Genomic DNA, 15,120 nt, shown 5'->3' on the forward strand with positions numbered 1-15,120 from the left:
GTCCATCAAGCATTGAACATCTTGAGCACCGAAGGCAGAAGCGAACGGAGCAGAAGGCAGCTCAAGGCTGCCTTCTGCTTGAAACAGGTTTTACCGGACACTAGTGACGCAGAGCGTGGGAACGATCACCGACTCAGGATTTAGGAGCCTGTTCGTACAGTGGCATAACCTTCGGAATCGCCGCCTGCAACGAAGCAATCCGGCTGGTCGAAGCCGGGTGAGTGCTCATGAACTCTGGCGGCGAACCTTCCGACGCCTTGCTCATCTTGTTCCACAAGGTGATCGCGGCGTTCGGGTTGTAACCGGCGCGTGCGGCCAGTTCCAGACCAATCAGGTCGGCTTCATTTTCGTTGGCGCGGCTGTTCGGCAGGGTCATGCCGTAGTTGGCCACGGTATCAGCCAGCGCCAGACTGTCCTGCCCCAGACCGAGCAACGCACCCGCGCCCTGTTTGGCCATTTCAATCCCGTACGCCTTGGACATCGCTTCACGACCGTGCTCGCGCAAGGCGTGGGCAATTTCATGGCCCATGACCGCGGCGATTTCATCGTCGGTGAGTTTCAGACTGTCGATCAGCCCGGTGTAGAAAATGATCTTGCCGCCAGGCCCGCAGTTGGCGTTGAGTTCATCACTTTTGATCAGGTTGACTTCCCACTGCCATTGCGCCGCATCCGGACGGAAGTTCGGCGCCTGGGCGATCAGACGATTGGCAATCGCCTGAACCCGCTTGGCCTCGGGGCTGGTCTTGTCCAGCACACCTTTGCTGGACGCCTCGCCGACGGTCTTCTGATACGACTGCGCATACATCTGGTCGACCTCTTGCGAGGACAGCATGCTGAACATGTACTGCTTGCGCTCCACACCCACGGCACCGCCGCTGGTGGTGTTGACCGACTGACAACCGGCCAGCAACAGCGCTGCGCTCAGTGCACTTACAACCAATGTCTTGTTCATTCAAAAGCTCCCTGAAAACCTGCGCGTATCCTAGGCGGGTAATTGTATCGACGCCAGATACAACGGACGTGTTGCAGCGACTTTCAGACGTTTCCCACCAGAGCTGTCGCAAAAAATTCACAGCGACTGCCAAGTCCCGTGCAACTGCGTCGCACACTGATCCATTTGCGACATTGGCTTTCAATTGCACCGGCTCGCACTCATGGCCAAATGCCCGCTGCCGATACATCAGCGCAGACGTCCTCTTGCGTGCGGAGCTCCCATGAAGTTCAAGTCGATCCAGTTTTCCGTCGCCGCCCTGGCCGGCGCCATCGTCCTCAGCGTGGTCGCCGCGCTGGTGCTGTATGCGCTGTTCTCCGGCGCGCGCACGCAAGAGATGGTGCAACAGCGCACCCAGGCGCAGTTCGAGCAAGTCATCGAACAGCGCCTGACCTCGCTGGCGCAAACCCAGGTCAGCCAGATCCAGCGCGAGCTCGAAGCGCCACTGCTGATTGCCGGTGGCCTGGTGCGGGTCAACGCCCTGCTCGGTACGCCGGGCGCAGATGGTCAGCCGCGCCTCACTGTCAGTCGCGAGCAACTGATCAGCCTGATCAAAGAGAACGTCGAAAAGAACCCGAAAATTCTCGGCACCTACATCGGCTGGGAGAAAAACTCCCTCGATCACAACGACGCGGCCTACGTCGGCACCAGCGTGGTTGGCATCGACGCGGCCAACGGGCGTTTCCTGCCTTGGTGGTTCCGCAACGATGACGGCACCCTTGGCCTGGACAAACTGGTCGATGTCGACGACCAGAAAACCCTGTCCACCGGCGTGCGTGCCAGCGAGTACTACCTGTGCTCGAAAGAGAGCAAAAAATCCTGCGTGATCGATCCGGCGCCGTACAAGGTCGGCGACAAGATCGTCATGCTCGCCTCCTTTATTGAACCGATCATGCTCAATGGCACCTTCCAGGGCATTGTCGGCGCCGACCTGTCGGTGAACTTCATTCAGGAAATGCTCCTCGGCGCCAACCAGAAGCTGTACAGCGGCGCCGGGCAAATGGCCCTGATCGGCGGCAATGGCCGCATCGTTGCCTACACCAAAGACGCCAGCAAATTCGGCGAAAAAGTCAGCGACATCCTCGACGCCGAGCAGATTGCCAACATGGCCAATCTCAAGCGCGGCGAAGTGACTTACTCGGTCAACAAGGCCAAGGGCCGCATCGAGTTGTACCTGCCGTTCGGCATCGGCCAGACCGACGCGCGCTGGACACTGATGCTGCAATTGCCTTTGAACGCGGTAATGGCGGATCTGCAAAAACTACAGGCCGACCTCGATGCGCAACGCAAGTCCGACACGTTCGGCATGGCCATGGTCGGTCTGCTCATCGCCGGCCTCGGCTTGCTGGTGATCTGGCTGGTTGGTCACGGCATCGCCCGACCACTGAAGCAGATGGTCGCGATGCTCAATGACATCGCTCAAGGTGAAGGTGATCTGACCCGTCGCCTGAGCAGCGATCGCAGTGATGAGCTGGGCTCGATCGCCAAAGGCTTCAACACGTTTTTGGCCAAGTTGCAGGCGATGATCACCCAGGTGGTGACGTCGGTGCAGAGCGTCAGCGACTCCTCTGAACACACTGCTGACATCGCGATTCGCACCAACATCGGCATCCAGAAACAAATGGCCGAGATCGATCAGGTTGCCACAGCGGTGCAGGAAATGACCGCCACCGCGCAGGATGTCGCGCGGAACGCGACGCAGGCGGCACAAGCGGCCAGTCATGCCGACCAGGCCGCCAGCCAGGGCATGCAGATTGTCCGCGATACGTCCAATTCGATTGGCGTGCTGGCGCTGGAAATCGGCAAGGCTGTAGATGTGGTACAGACCCTGGCCAAGGACAGCGAGAACATCAATGCCATTCTCACCGCCATTCGCGGCATCGCCGAGCAGACCAACCTGCTGGCCCTGAACGCGGCGATCGAAGCAGCGCGCGCCGGGGAGCAAGGTCGCGGCTTTGCCGTGGTGGCCGACGAGGTGCGCAATCTGGCGCAGAAAACCCAGAAAGCCACTGAAGAAATCCAGAGCATGATCCAGCAACTGCAGCAGGGCACACGCGATGTCGTGCGGGTCATGGAAGACAGTCAGAACCGCACCGACGAAAGCGTGCAGCACGCGGCGAAAGCGGCTGAGGCGCTGGAAACGATCACCCAGGCGGTTTCGGTGATCAACGACATGAACACGCAGATTGCCAGTGCGGCGGAAGAGCAGAGTGCGGTGGCCGATGACATCAACCGCAATGTGATCAACATCGGGCAAGTGGCCAATGAAGTGGCGGGGGGCGCGGATGAGTCGAGTTCGGCGAGTGCCGATCTGACCAAGTTGGCGGAACAGCAGCGGCGGTTGATCAATCAGTTCAAGGTCTGAAGACGTCGGAAGGTTCTTCGAACCTTATCGCGAGCAGGCTCACTCCTACAGGGGAACGCATTTCAACTGTAGGAGTGAGCCTGCTCGCGATGAGGCCCTTGCAGGCAATGCATCAGCCCGGGGTCAGGCACTCCGGCCCATTGAGTTTGGGATCATTGATCAGGTTCGCCAACACCCGCTCACGCAGCGCCGCCGGTTCACTAGCCAGCAACCCCTGCAACACATGCAACGGCGTCTCCGGATCCAGCCACGCCGCCTGCCCCGCCTCATCGAGAATCAACGGCCGGCGCTGACTCGACGCCGGCTGAGTAATCACCGCCGTACTCAACCAGACCTGTTCCTGCACCGGATAAGCCTCCCAGATCGCCGCAAAAAACAATGACGAGCCCTCCCCCGGCGTCAACCAGAACGGCCGTTTGCGCTGGGTCCCGCGCCATTCATAGAAGCCGTTCGCCGGCAGCAGGCAGCGACGCTGGCGCAGCGCCTCACGAAACATCGGTTGTTCGGCCACGGTTTCCGCGCGGGCATGCGCCGGGGTCTTCGACAGATCGGTCAGCCACGGCGGCGTCAGCCCCCAACGCGCACGGGCCAACGTACGCTCGCCATCTTCACCGGCACGCAGCATCAACACCGAATCATTGGGGGAAATGTTCCACTGCGCCTGCTGATCGGCGGGAAAACCTGGCAGGGCCGCAAAATCGCGGTTCCAGCGAAACAGGGCATAACGTCCACACATGGGGCAACACGACTCTGAAGTAAAACGAAGGCCAGCCTAACAGACCAGCGTCCCGGGGAAGCTCTCCGGTTCATCGCCCGGCAGCGGCAGCGCGGCATTGTACGCGGTGATCAGCTCGCGGGCGTATTCGGCCTGATCGTTATCGACGGACAGTCCCAGCAAACCGAAAATCGGCAATTCGCCCGTACCACCGAGCAAATCGCGGCCGATCAGATGCGCCTCGATGCCTTCACTGGCGAGCATGCCCTTGAGCATTTCGCCTTCCATCAGGTTTTCCGGCTCGTAGATTCGCTGCATGGGCGCGCCTCACTCGTTTTCGCTGAAGACTTCCAGAAACCAATCCTCTTCGTGTACCTGCAAGACGAACGTGATTGGCCGGCAACACACCTGACAGTCCTCGATATAGGTCTGATCACCGCCGGACAGGTCCACTGTCGTCTCGACCGTTTCACCACAATAAGGACATTCGTATTCAGCGGCTTCCAGCATCGCGGTCTCCCAAGTGACTTGTGCGTATAATCGCCGGTCTATTTGCAGGGCTATTTTTGTCTGGCTACTTTTTCAGACCGTGCCCCGCTGGTTTTCGATCAAAACCTTTACTTACCCTAGCCGTTTCCAACAAGAGAGCATGATGGGCGAATTCGATGCCATCCGACCTTACGACGACAGCGAAGTACCTGTGGTACTGGCAAGACTGCTCGGCGACAAGGCGTTTCTAGATATCCTCACCCACTTCCGCTTCCCGCGTTTTGCCGGTGCCTTCGGCTGGATGCTCAAACCACTTATAGCCCATCGGCTGCGTCGTGAGTTCGCCGACGTGACGTCGGTGGCGACGTTGCAGGACAAGGTCGAGTCCTACGTCGACCACACCATCGAGCGCGCCACCGATGGCGTGACCTATACCGGTGTCGAGCAATTCAAGTCCGGCAGCGCTTACCTGTTCATCGCCAACCACCGCGATATCGTCATGGACCCGGCCTTCGTCAACTATGCCGTGTACCACGCCGGCCTGCCGACGCCGCGCATTGCGATTGGCGACAACCTGCTGCAGAAGCCGTTTGTCAGCGACCTGATGCGCCTGAACAAGAGCTTCATCGTTCATCGTTCGATCACCGGCCGTCGCGAGAAAATGGCTGCTTATCAGTTGCTGTCGGCGTACATCAACCACTCGATCCGCAACGATTGCGCCTCGATCTGGATCGCTCAGGCAGAAGGTCGGGCGAAGGACGGCGACGACCGCACCGAGTCGGCGATCCTCAAGATGTTCCACATGAGCCGCAAGGACGAGCCGTTCGGCGAAGTCATCCGCTCGCTGAACGTCACCCCGGTGTCGATCAGCTACGAATACGACCCGTGCGACCAGGCCAAGGCTCGCGAGCTGTACATCCGCGCCACCACCGGCACTTACGCGAAAGCGCCGGGCGAAGATGACGTGAGCATCGCCAAAGGCATCACTGGCTACAAGGGCCGGGTGCACGTGAACTTTGCCGCGCCGATCACCGAGCTGTTCGAGGACACCAAGCAATTGGCGGTCGAGATGGACAAGCAAATTCTCGGCGGTTACCGGTTATTTCCGGTGCATTACCTGGCGTACGCGCAGTGGGCCGATGCCGATCCGCAGTTGAATGTGCCGAAAGCTGCCGAGGTGTTCCCGGCGGATGAGCTGGCCAAAGCGCAGGAAGAGTGGCAGGAACGGTTGGATGCGTGCCCTGAGGAGCATCGTCCGTATCTGGTGCTGCAATATGCGACGCCGGTGCGTAATCAATACCGGGTCAAGGCTGGGTTGCCGCTGTAAAACAACGGCAAGATCAAAAGATCGCAGCCTGCGGCAGCTCCTACAGGGGATTCGTGTAGGAGCTGCCGCAGGCTGCGATCTTTTGCTTTTAATAGCGCGTGCTGATCCAGGAGACGATCAGGGCCAGCCCGAGGCAGGCAAAACCAAAACGATAGAAAAACCGGTTCATGCGCAAGGTCGCCCAGTCCAGGATCGGCTCGGCATTCGGCTGCGCCTGACGCTGAGCGGCGATGCTGGCCATCGCACGTTGTTCACGGCGACGAGTGGCGTGCAGCAGCCAACTCCCCGGAAACGCCAACAACAACGCCAGCAAGTTGATCAACTTGGCGGGATGGGCGGTAAACAGCGTCATCAAGTGCAGCGACATCACAGACCTCTATCTGAACCGGTGTGGCAGACGCCAGATCGACGACTGCGGCGCGGATTCTAACCAAACCTGCCCGTTCAACCCCAGCCTTTGCGACAAATAACCTGACAATCGACCGATGGCTGTCCTGTGTCACGGCTTCGTCATGTGGATACACCAAGATGCGCGCCTCGAAACGCACATGGAACGCGACATGCTTCACGCTGAAAACCAGGATCGTCTGTACCTCATCACGCCTTATGACGAACAGCAAAGTCTCGTCGGTAGCCTCGCCTTCAATGTTCAGGATCGCCACTGGCTGGTGTATTGCGCGCTGGGCGGGCATCAGCATGCGGATTTGCCCGAGACGGATTTGTTGACCGGCGTGAGTGTCCTCGACTTCTATTCCCAGGCTGCCTAAAAGCAAAAGCACCCTCACCCTAGCCCTCCCGAAACGTCGGACCGCCCGTAGGGAGAGGGAACTGACCGAGTTGTTTATTCGAGATACATCGACCTGAAAAACTCGAGTTGAACTCCGGTTCTGAAAAGCCCCCGATCGGCTCCCTTCCCCCTCGCCCCCCTGGGGGAGAGGGCTGGGGTGAGGGGGGGTAGGATTTCAGGCCCCACAAAAAAGCCCGAAACCATCACTGGCCCGGGCTTTTTCACATCCGCTGAAAACCTACTCGGCCAGAACCTGACCCACCGTCGGGTCCTTGAACAGACGCGTCAGCGCATCGCTCAAGACATCGCTGACCAGTTTGGTGTTGGTTTCCTGGTTTGGCGCCATGCCGAAACGCTGGTCCAGCGAGGCACCGTAACGGCCGCTATAACGGCGGTTGGCGTTCTGCACATCGGAGCGGAAGGTTGCGCCAATGGTCGCTTCGGTCACGTACATGCCTTCTTTCGGCGACTGATACTTCAGCTCGGCCAAAGTCACGGTCAATTGCGGAGCGTTCGGTGCGTTGTTGGTCGGGGTGAAGCCGAGCAGACGCACGGCGGCTTCAGCCTGAGCCTGCAACTTCGGCAGGATCTGCTCGCGCTGCACGGTGATGGCGCTGGTTTCCGGGTACAGGCCGCCACGGGTGCCCAAGGTTGGCGACGGACGACCGTCAACCACACGCACGACGACTGGCTGGCCACGGCCGACCGCTGGCAGCTGGGTGGTCAGCTTCGGCTCCGGGCTCAGTTGTTGCGGGCTGTGGGCGCAGCCGGCCAGGGTCAAACCGGCCACAGTGATCAAACCGAACAACAGGCGTTGCAACATGCTCTTCTCTCCAGAATCAGGCACAAACAGGCCGGCAGTATAGCGGTGGGCCAGTGCGGGTAACCAGCGCCCGGCAGCGAATACTGAAATGTCTGACAAACCCGTGTGAAAGCGGTTCCTGTCACAGATTATTCACCCGGCATACACGTTCACGTCACGGCGCATTGGCAACCTTGCAATCAGTCCCCCACAAGGTACTCAATCATGCGTTATCTGATCTCGTTGTTCGCCCCACGTCCGCTGCACCGCAGCTTCGCCCTGCTCGACCGCAATGGCCATTGCCAGGCATTCAAGCAGTGCAGCCTGCAGCCGATGGGCGACGGTTGGGTGGAAATCGAAGAAATCCGCCTCAACTGGTTGCACCAGCCACTGCCCGCCAGCGCCCGCGTCATAGCGTCGCAGCCCCGTGCACGGGTGCAAGCGATGTTGAGCATCTGACCGGATGCCTAATAAAAGTCATTAAACACGAGCAACTGCCCGCATTTCTTCGATACAATCTCCCCCCGATTATAAGGACGTCTCCTGATCGGGCCCCGCAACAGCGTCAATGCGCACGCATCGACACCCAAAATCGCCCACAGAGAGCCGCCCACACAGATCGAGTGAAGTTGGCGCGCTTGCCTGTTCTTCCGGCAAAAACCCCGCTTTTCGCGAATCTGCAGAGCTGTCATGACGCTCGGCCACCGCGTTGTTTTGCCTTTGCGGGCAAGGTGCCAGGCCTGGACAGCCCTTTTTTGAGGTTCACGTCTTCAAAAGAGCGTGAAAAAAACGGGTTTTCACAACTTCACAAGAGTGTGGCGAGCAAATGAAAAGTTTTGCGTCTGAACATGCACCATTAGCGTCTGAAACAGCCCAACGACACAGGACCGGGTATACCTCGAATATCGGAGCCTGAAGCCTGTCCGCTACGGATTTGGTTGCACAAAAACGGATGTCTCGACCATAAGTCGAATTGCCAGCTGCGTGCTGAAATGAGTTCATGGAGCTCTTGAAAGCCAAGCCGCATACATCCGTCGAAGTTGCGAAAAATTGCGAAGATTCGGACATGGCGAACCTGACCATGGATAGCCTGGACATCACTGACCTGTCCCGGAACGCCTGGCAGCCATGCCGACAATTTGGTGCTGCAGATTTTGGAGACGCGTTAAATGGCGCATAACGAAGCAGTCGACGTAGTTCTGGTTGGGGCGGGCATCATGAGTGCCACCCTGGCCGTGCTGCTCAAAGAGCTCGACCCCGCGATCAAGCTGGAAGTCGTCGAGCTGATGGATTCCGGTGCTGCCGAGAGTTCCAACCCATGGAACAACGCCGGTACCGGCCACGCCGGTCTGTGCGAGCTGAACTACACGCCGCAATCCGCCGATGGCACCGTCGACATCAAGAAAGCCGTGCACATCAACACCCAGTTCGAGGTGTCGAAGCAGTTCTGGTCGTACCTGACCAAGAAAGGCACGTTCGGCTCGTGCAAATCATTCATCAGCCCGGTGCCGCACCTGAGTTTCGTTCAGGGCGACAGCGGCGTGTCTTTCCTCAAATCGCGCTTCGACGTGCTGAGCAAGCATCACGCCTTCGCCGACATGGAGTACACCGAGGACAAGGCCAAAATGGCCGAGTGGATGCCGCTGATGATGCCGGGCCGCTCGCCGGACGAAGTCCTCGCCGCCACTCGCGTGATGAACGGCACCGACGTCAACTTTGGCGCCCTGACCAATCAGTTGCTCAAGCACCTGACCAGCGCACCCGACACCCAAGTCAAATACTGCAAGCGCGTCACCGGCCTCAAGCGTAACGGCGCTGGCTGGACCGTGAGCATCAAGGACGTCAACAACGGCAACACCCGTGAAGTCGACGCCAAGTTCGTCTTCCTCGGCGCCGGCGGTGCCGCCCTGCCATTGCTGCAGGCTTCGGGCATCGAGGAAAGCAAAGGCTTCGGCGGCTTCCCGATCAGCGGCCAGTGGCTGCGTTGCGACAACCCGGAAGTGGTCAAGCATCACCAGGCCAAAGTGTACAGCCAGGCCGCGGTGGGTTCGCCACCGATGTCGGTGCCGCACCTGGACACCCGCGTAGTCGACGGCAAGAAGTCCCTGCTGTTCGGGCCATACGCCGGTTTCACCACCAAGTTCCTCAAGCACGGCTCCTTCATGGACCTGCCGCTGTCCGTTCGCGCCGGCAACATCGGGCCGATGCTGGCCGTGGCGAAAAACAACATGGACCTGACCAAGTACCTGGTCAGCGAAGTGATGCAATCGATGGAGCAGCGTCTGGATTCCCTGCGCCGCTTCTACCCGGAGGCGAAAGCCGAAGACTGGCGCCTGGAAGTGGCCGGCCAACGGGTACAGATCATCAAGAAAGACCCGAAAAAGGGCGGCATCCTGCAGTTCGGTACCGAACTGGTGTCGGCCAAGGACGGCTCCCTCGCCGCCCTGCTCGGCGCCTCGCCAGGTGCGTCGGTGACCGTTTCGATCATGCTGGAACTGATCGAGAAGTGCTTCCCGGCCAAGGCCAAGGGTGAGTGGGCTGGCAAACTGGCCGAGATCTTCCCGGCCCGTGAAAAGGTTCTGGAAACCGATGCTGCGCTGTATCGCAAGATCAACACGCAGAACAACATCGCGCTGGAACTGGTTGAAGAAAGCAGCGAGACCCCAAGCTACGCTTGATCACGCCGCAGAAAAAACGCCCCAATCGGGGCGTTTTTTATGGACGCCAGAATCAAAAGATCGTCCGATCGCGGCCCGAGCCTTCGGCAGCTCCTACAGGGCCAACATAAATCCCATGTAGGAGCTGCCGAAGGCTGCGATCTTTTGATCTTGTCTTTTGCCCTTAACCGCGGGACTTTTCGATCAGCTCGATGTATTCCGGGGCGTTGCGCTGATCGGCGATCAGATCAACGAAGGTCTTGCCCTGCTCATCCTTGCCATCAACGTCATAACCCGCCGCGACGAAGAAGCCCAGAAAGCGCTCGAAGTCGTCGATGCGCAGACCACGGTAAGCCTTGATCAGTTTGTGCAGCGACGGCGAAGTGGCGTCGACCGGCTCAAAATCGAGGAACAGCTTGATCTGCTCATCGCCGATCTCGTCACCAATCACTTGTTTCTTATCTTTACGCATTGCCGACTCCAGCTCGCAGACATGACACGGGGCGGGCAGTTTACCCCTGCCCGCCCGCCCGGCTCAACGCGATCGCACCGCCCCGGTGTGCAAATCAGCCCAAATATGGCCGTTGGCGTAACTGAGGAACTGCACGTACACGGTGTCGTTGCGCAGAAGATCGATGATCACGCGGTATTGGGCCTGTGGATAAAACAGTGTGAGGGTTTTGCTCTTGTCGTCATAAACCGGCTTTTTCAGGCTTTTGCTTTCACCGTCGAAATTCACCAGCACCTGAGTAATGGTCGCGCCCTTGTTCAGGGATTTGCCCTTGAGGCGGATCAGCAGCGGTGAAGTGACCGGGATCGGCTGCTGATTGGATTGGCGTTGTGCGCCGACCACCACGGAGTAATCGGTGACCTGCATGAGTTGCTGCTGCTCGGGCTCGGCATCGCGCACGGTCAGATCGTCCGGCGGCAGGAATTGACTGTGCATCGGCGCGGCGGACAGCGGCAGGCTGAGGGCCAGCAACAAGGCGGCAAAGCTGCGGATCAAGAGGCGCATGACAGGCTCCGGGGGGCGGGGCCGAGCACTCTAGCATGGGTATCGCGGATGGATCAGCACACACAAAACAACTGTGGGAGCGAGCTTGCTCGCGAAGGCGGACTGACATTCAAAACAGATGTCGACTGATACACCGCTTTCGCGAGCAAGCTCGCTCCCACATTTAGATCGAGGCGCGGATTACATGCCTTTTACGGCAAAGATCCCGTTTGCGTTGCGCCAGTAGCCTTTGTAGTCCATGCCGTAACCGAAGATATAGCGGTCGATGCACGGCAGCCCGACGAAATCGGCTTTCAGGTCAGGACGCGCCTTGCGGTCGTGATCCTTGTCGATCAGCACGGCGGTGTGCACTTTGCGCGCACCGGCGTGTTTGCAGAAGTCGATGATCGCGCCGAGGGTGTGACCTTCGTCGAGGATGTCGTCGATGATCAGCACGTCGCGGTCGATGAACGAAACTTCCGGCTTGGCTTTCCAGAACAGGTCGCCGCCGCTGGTTTCGTTGCGATAACGGGTCGCGTGCAGGTAGGAGGCTTCCAGCGGGAACTGCAGATGCGTCAGCAGTTTGCCGGAGAAAATCAGCCCGCCGTTCATCACGCAGAACACTACCGGATTGCTGTCAGCCAGTTGTTCGTTGATTTGTGCACCGACGCGGGCGATGGCGGCCTCGACTTCAGCTTCGGTGTACAGGCAGTCAGCCTCTCGCATGATTTGACGGATATGCTCGAGATCAGCGGACATGGCGCTCTCCAGGGGGGGAATGTGGGGGGGGGGGTATGGCTGCGAAAAGCGGGCAAAGGTACGCATCTCGAGAGGCCGAATCAAGCCTTTATGGACTAACGTACAGAATGTCCTATAGGACATCACCCTCGGATAGATTAATCTAGGCCGGTTTTTTTGCCCGCCGCCGGAGTTTTTCCATGCCCATCCTCGAGATCCGCCATCCGCTGATCCGTCATAAACTCGGCCTGATGCGCCGCGCCGATATCAGCACCAAGAACTTCCGTGAGCTTGCTCAGGAAGTCGGCGCCCTGTTGACCTATGAAGCTACCAAAGATTTGCCGCTGGAGTCCTACGATATTGCAGGCTGGTGCGGCACCGTGTCGGTCGAGAAAATCGCCGGCAAGAAGATCACCGTCGTGCCGATCCTGCGCGCCGGCATCGGCATGCTCGAAGGCGTGCTGAGCCTGATCCCGGGTGCCAAGGTTTCCGCGGTGGGCGTTGCCCGCAACGAAGAAACCCTGCAAGCGCACACTTATCTGGAAAAACTGGTTCCGGAAATCGACGAACGGTTGGCGATGATCATCGACCCGATGCTCGCTACCGGCAGCTCGATGGTGGCGACCATTGATCTGTTGAAGAAAGCCGGCTGCAAAGACATCCGCGCGATGGTACTGGTTGCCGCGCCGGAAGGTATTGCCGCCGTAGAAAAGGCTCACCCGGACGTGACCATCTACACCGCGTCCATCGATGAGCGCTTGAACGAGCACGGTTACATCATCCCAGGGCTTGGCGACGCCGGTGACAAGATCTTCGGCACCAAGCAGAAGGACGCGTAACCATGCAGCAAGAGTTCAACGATCCGCTCTGGCGCACGGTGCTGTCCGGCGCCCAGATGCTGTTCGTGGCTTTCGGCGCCCTGGTGCTGATGCCGCTGATCACGGGCCTGGACCCGAACGTGGCACTGTTTACCGCAGGTCTGGGGACGATCCTGTTCCAGATCGTCACCGGGCGTCAGGTGCCGGTGTTTTTGGCGTCGAGCTTCGCTTTCATCACCCCGATCATTCTCGCCAAGGGCCAGTTCGGCCTTGCTGCGACCATGGGCGGTGTGATGGCGGCCGGTTTCGTCTACACCTTCCTCGGCCTGGCCGTGAAGATCAAAGGCACCGGATTTATCGACCGCTTGCTGCCACCGGTGGTGATTGGTCCGGTGATCATTTCCATCGGCCTGGCCATGGCGCCGATTGCCGCGAACATGGCGATGGGCAAGGCTGGCGATGGTTCTGAACTGATCCATTACCAGACCGCGATGCTGATCTCGATGCCGGCATTGCTGACCACATTGATCGTGGCGGTGTTCGGTAAAGGCATCTTCCGCCTGGTGCCGATCATTTCCGGCGTGCTGGTCGGTTTTGCGATGGCGTTCTATTTCGGTGTCGTTGATACCGCGAAGATTGCCGCAGCGCCATGGTTTGCGATTCCGCACTTTACCGCGCCGGAATTCAACTGGCAGGCGATTCTGTTCATCGTTCCAGTGGCATTGGCTCCGGCCATTGAACACATCGGCGGCGTGATTGCGGTGGGTAGCGTGACCGGTCGCGATTACCTGAAGAAGCCGGGCCTGCATCGCACCCTGCTCGGCGACGGCATTGCCACCACCGCCGCCGGTCTGTTCGGCGGCCCGCCAAACACCACCTACGCGGAAGTGACTGGCGCAGTGATGCTGACCAAGAACTACAACCCGAAAATCATGACCTGGGCGGCGATCTTCGCTATCAGCCTGGCGTTCATTGGCAAGTTCGGCGCGCTGCTGCAAAGCATTCCGGTGCCGGTGATGGGCGGGATTCTGTGCTTGCTGTTCGGCTCGATCGCGGCGGTGGGGATGAACACCCTGATCCGTCACAAGATCGATCTGGGCGAAGCGCGCAATCTGGTGATCGTTTCGGTGACGCTGGTCTTCGGCATTGGCGGTGTGCTGGTCGGCACCGGTACCGGTCCGGACGACTTCGGCCTCAAAGGCATCGCGCTGTGCGCGGTGGTGGCGATTGCGCTGAACCTGATTCTGCCGGGCAATGATGGCTGGAAGAACAAGAAGGCGGATGAGCCGCTGATCTAAATCTTTAGATCTTCATCGCCTGACAGATAGCTATCGCGAGCAGGCTCACTCCTACAAGGTCAACACAATACCTGTAGGAGTGAGCCTGCTCGCGATTTGCTTTTAGAGGGCCAGCGGCGCTCGTTCGCAGAGGGTCGCCAAGGCCTTAGCCCATTGCGGGTCATCATTCAGGCATGGCACCAGCACCAATTCCTCGCCCCCTGCTTCGCGGAACTGTTCTTTGCCGCGATCGCCAATCTCTTCCAGCGTCTCGATGCAATCGGCGACAAACGCCGGGCACATCACCAGAATCTTCTTCACGCCGCTTTTCGCCAATTCATCCAGGCGCGCTTCGGTGTACGGTTCGATCCACTTCGCCCGCCCCAGACGCGACTGAAACGACACCGACCATTTGCCATCCGGCAGACCCATGCGCTCAGCGAACAACGCCGCAGTACGCAGGCATTGCGCGCGATAACAGGTCGCCAATACCGCAGGCGAGGCGTTCTTGCAGCAGTCTTCATTCTTGAAGCAATGATTGCCGGTCGGATCGAGTTTGGTCAGGTGCCGCTCAGGCAGACCGTGGAAGCTCAGCAGCAAGTGATCGTAATCCTGCTGCAGATGCGGCCGGGCGCTTTCGACCAGCGCATCCAGATATTCCGGCTGATCGTAGAACGGCTGCAGCACCGACAGTTGCACGTCGAGTTTCTTTTCGCGGATCACCCGCTTGGCTTCTTCGATCACTGTGGTCGTGGTGCTGTCGGCGAACTGTGGATACAGCGGTGCCAGCGTGATGCGCTTGTGCCCCGCCGCCACCAGTTTCAGCAGGCAGGTTTCAATCGACGGCTCACCATAACGCATCGCCAGTTCCACTGGCCCCTGCTTCCATTGCGCCTTCATCTGCTGTTGCAGACGCTGGCTGAGCACCACCAGCGGCGAACCTTCGTCCCACCAGATCGACGCATAGGCGTGGGCCGATTGCTCCGGGCGCTTGATCAGGATCAGCGACACCAGCAAGCGCCGCACCGGCCACGGCAGGTCGATCACGTACGGGTCCATCAGGAATTGATTGAGGTAGCGGCGCACATCGGCCACTGAGGTTGAGGCCGGGGAACCCAGGTTGACCAGAAGCAAGGCGTGATCGGTCATGCAACGTCCTA

17 protein-coding genes are annotated in these 15,120 nt (G+C 59.3%); 7 read left to right on the forward strand and 10 right to left on the reverse strand.

Translation table 11 applies throughout. The features are described 5' to 3' along the window. Positions 1-133: 133 nt before the first annotated feature. Positions 134-952, reverse strand: a complete 819-nt coding sequence (locus tag H8F23_RS26715) for a M48 family metallopeptidase (RefSeq protein ID WP_007912815.1) — start codon at positions 950-952, stop codon at positions 134-136. A 262-nt stretch (positions 953-1,214) separates the two neighbouring features. On the opposite strand from H8F23_RS26715, the gene H8F23_RS26720 reads away from it, so the two are divergent. Beyond that, entirely contained in the window at positions 1,215-3,356 is a 2,142-nt protein-coding gene (locus tag H8F23_RS26720) for a methyl-accepting chemotaxis protein (RefSeq protein WP_194936367.1), read from the forward strand. 112 nt (positions 3,357-3,468) lie between these two features. Here the strand turns inward: H8F23_RS26720 and H8F23_RS26725 are convergent, their stop codons facing one another. Genes H8F23_RS26725 through H8F23_RS26735 form a run of 3 tightly spaced genes read right to left on the reverse strand, consistent with a single transcriptional unit; the run spans position 3,469 to position 4,581 of the window. After that, positions 3,469-4,092, reverse strand: coding sequence for an SOS response-associated peptidase (locus H8F23_RS26725; protein ID WP_194936368.1), 624 nt, complete (start codon positions 4,090-4,092; stop codon positions 3,469-3,471). Between the two features lie 36 nt (positions 4,093-4,128). Next, a complete protein-coding gene (locus H8F23_RS26730; RefSeq protein WP_007912819.1) occupies positions 4,129-4,389 on the reverse strand; it encodes a putative signal transducing protein in 261 nt (86 codons plus the stop codon). A 9-nt stretch (positions 4,390-4,398) separates the two neighbouring features. After that, positions 4,399-4,581 carry a CPXCG motif-containing cysteine-rich protein gene (locus H8F23_RS26735; RefSeq protein WP_194936369.1) on the reverse strand — a complete coding sequence of 61 codons (183 nt, stop codon included), beginning with the start codon at positions 4,579-4,581 and terminating at the stop codon, positions 4,399-4,401. 142 nt (positions 4,582-4,723) lie between these two features. Between H8F23_RS26735 and H8F23_RS26740 the strand changes: the two genes are divergently transcribed. After that, positions 4,724-5,887, forward strand: coding sequence for a 1-acyl-sn-glycerol-3-phosphate acyltransferase (locus tag H8F23_RS26740; protein ID WP_171057286.1), 1,164 nt, complete (start codon positions 4,724-4,726; stop codon positions 5,885-5,887). Between the two features lie 88 nt (positions 5,888-5,975). Here H8F23_RS26740 and H8F23_RS26745 read toward each other — a convergent pair whose 3' ends face one another. Further along, a complete protein-coding gene (locus H8F23_RS26745) occupies positions 5,976-6,254 on the reverse strand; it encodes a hypothetical protein (protein WP_093441332.1) in 279 nt (92 codons plus the stop codon). Between the two features lie 193 nt (positions 6,255-6,447). On the opposite strand from H8F23_RS26745, the gene H8F23_RS26750 reads away from it, so the two are divergent. Further along, positions 6,448-6,654 carry a hypothetical protein gene (locus H8F23_RS26750; RefSeq protein ID WP_008083982.1) on the forward strand — a complete coding sequence of 69 codons (207 nt, stop codon included), beginning with the start codon at positions 6,448-6,450 and terminating at the stop codon, positions 6,652-6,654. 258 nt (positions 6,655-6,912) lie between these two features. Here the strand turns inward: H8F23_RS26750 and H8F23_RS26755 are convergent, their stop codons facing one another. After that, on the reverse strand, positions 6,913-7,497 hold the full coding sequence (locus H8F23_RS26755) for a YajG family lipoprotein (protein ID WP_007912832.1): 585 nt from the start codon (positions 7,495-7,497) through the stop codon (positions 6,913-6,915). Between the two features lie 204 nt (positions 7,498-7,701). On the opposite strand from H8F23_RS26755, the gene H8F23_RS26760 reads away from it, so the two are divergent. After that, a complete protein-coding gene (locus H8F23_RS26760) occupies positions 7,702-7,935 on the forward strand; it encodes a hypothetical protein (protein WP_007912834.1) in 234 nt (77 codons plus the stop codon). Positions 7,936-8,645: 710 nt separating this feature from the next. Continuing rightward, positions 8,646-10,154, forward strand: a complete 1,509-nt coding sequence (gene mqo, locus H8F23_RS26765; protein WP_194936370.1) for a malate dehydrogenase (quinone) — start codon at positions 8,646-8,648, stop codon at positions 10,152-10,154. A gap of 163 nt (positions 10,155-10,317) precedes the next feature. On the opposite strand, the gene H8F23_RS26770 is transcribed toward mqo, so the two are convergent. From H8F23_RS26770 to H8F23_RS26780, 3 genes are all read right to left on the reverse strand, one after another. Beyond that, positions 10,318-10,605, reverse strand: coding sequence for a PA4642 family protein (locus H8F23_RS26770; RefSeq protein ID WP_150652030.1), 288 nt, complete (start codon positions 10,603-10,605; stop codon positions 10,318-10,320). 63 nt (positions 10,606-10,668) lie between these two features. Further along, positions 10,669-11,148, reverse strand: a complete 480-nt coding sequence (locus H8F23_RS26775) for a hypothetical protein (protein WP_194936371.1) — start codon at positions 11,146-11,148, stop codon at positions 10,669-10,671. Between the two features lie 180 nt (positions 11,149-11,328). Next, entirely contained in the window at positions 11,329-11,886 is a 558-nt protein-coding gene (locus H8F23_RS26780) for a hypoxanthine-guanine phosphoribosyltransferase (RefSeq protein ID WP_008086142.1), read from the reverse strand. Positions 11,887-12,065: 179 nt separating this feature from the next. On the opposite strand from H8F23_RS26780, the gene upp reads away from it, so the two are divergent. Next, complete coding sequence (upp, locus tag H8F23_RS26785) at positions 12,066-12,704, forward strand: uracil phosphoribosyltransferase (RefSeq protein ID WP_007912842.1); 639 nt, start codon at positions 12,066-12,068, stop codon at positions 12,702-12,704. A 2-nt stretch (positions 12,705-12,706) separates the two neighbouring features. Further along, a complete protein-coding gene (locus H8F23_RS26790) occupies positions 12,707-13,981 on the forward strand; it encodes a uracil-xanthine permease family protein (RefSeq protein ID WP_077574503.1) in 1,275 nt (424 codons plus the stop codon). Positions 13,982-14,083: 102 nt separating this feature from the next. On the opposite strand, the gene hemH is transcribed toward H8F23_RS26790, so the two are convergent. Next, on the reverse strand, positions 14,084-15,109 hold the full coding sequence (gene hemH / locus H8F23_RS26795; protein WP_194936372.1) for a ferrochelatase: 1,026 nt from the start codon (positions 15,107-15,109) through the stop codon (positions 14,084-14,086). Positions 15,110-15,120: the final 11 nt, after the last annotated feature.

It is taken from the genome of Pseudomonas neuropathica (assembly GCF_015461835.1).
GTDB lineage: Bacteria > Pseudomonadota > Gammaproteobacteria > Pseudomonadales > Pseudomonadaceae > Aquipseudomonas > Aquipseudomonas neuropathica.

Excerpts from the sequence above, each read along its gene's own strand:
- H8F23_RS26780 (WP_008086142.1), bottom strand. The coding sequence starts at position 11,886 with ATGTCCGCTGATCTCGAGCATATCCGTCAAATCATGCGAGAGGCTGAC.
- H8F23_RS26760 (WP_007912834.1), top strand. The coding sequence starts at position 7,702 with ATGCGTTATCTGATCTCGTTGTTCGCCCCACGTCCGCTGCACCGCAGC.
- H8F23_RS26775 (WP_194936371.1), bottom strand. The coding sequence starts at position 11,148 with ATGCGCCTCTTGATCCGCAGCTTTGCCGCCTTGTTGCTGGCCCTCAGC.
- H8F23_RS26725 (WP_194936368.1), bottom strand. The coding sequence starts at position 4,092 with ATGTGTGGACGTTATGCCCTGTTTCGCTGGAACCGCGATTTTGCGGCC.
- hemH (WP_194936372.1), bottom strand. The coding sequence starts at position 15,109 with ATGACCGATCACGCCTTGCTTCTGGTCAACCTGGGTTCCCCGGCCTCA.
- H8F23_RS26770 (WP_150652030.1), bottom strand. The coding sequence starts at position 10,605 with ATGCGTAAAGATAAGAAACAAGTGATTGGTGACGAGATCGGCGATGAG.
- H8F23_RS26790 (WP_077574503.1), top strand. The coding sequence starts at position 12,707 with ATGCAGCAAGAGTTCAACGATCCGCTCTGGCGCACGGTGCTGTCCGGC.
- H8F23_RS26750 (WP_008083982.1), top strand. The coding sequence starts at position 6,448 with ATGCTTCACGCTGAAAACCAGGATCGTCTGTACCTCATCACGCCTTAT.
- mqo (WP_194936370.1), top strand. The coding sequence starts at position 8,646 with ATGGCGCATAACGAAGCAGTCGACGTAGTTCTGGTTGGGGCGGGCATC.
- upp (WP_007912842.1), top strand. The coding sequence starts at position 12,066 with ATGCCCATCCTCGAGATCCGCCATCCGCTGATCCGTCATAAACTCGGC.
- H8F23_RS26740 (WP_171057286.1), top strand. The coding sequence starts at position 4,724 with ATGGGCGAATTCGATGCCATCCGACCTTACGACGACAGCGAAGTACCT.
- H8F23_RS26745 (WP_093441332.1), bottom strand. The coding sequence starts at position 6,254 with ATGTCGCTGCACTTGATGACGCTGTTTACCGCCCATCCCGCCAAGTTG.
- H8F23_RS26720 (WP_194936367.1), top strand. The coding sequence starts at position 1,215 with ATGAAGTTCAAGTCGATCCAGTTTTCCGTCGCCGCCCTGGCCGGCGCC.
- H8F23_RS26755 (WP_007912832.1), bottom strand. The coding sequence starts at position 7,497 with ATGTTGCAACGCCTGTTGTTCGGTTTGATCACTGTGGCCGGTTTGACC.
- H8F23_RS26735 (WP_194936369.1), bottom strand. The coding sequence starts at position 4,581 with ATGCTGGAAGCCGCTGAATACGAATGTCCTTATTGTGGTGAAACGGTC.
- H8F23_RS26730 (WP_007912819.1), bottom strand. The coding sequence starts at position 4,389 with ATGCAGCGAATCTACGAGCCGGAAAACCTGATGGAAGGCGAAATGCTC.
- H8F23_RS26715 (WP_007912815.1), bottom strand. The coding sequence starts at position 952 with ATGAACAAGACATTGGTTGTAAGTGCACTGAGCGCAGCGCTGTTGCTG.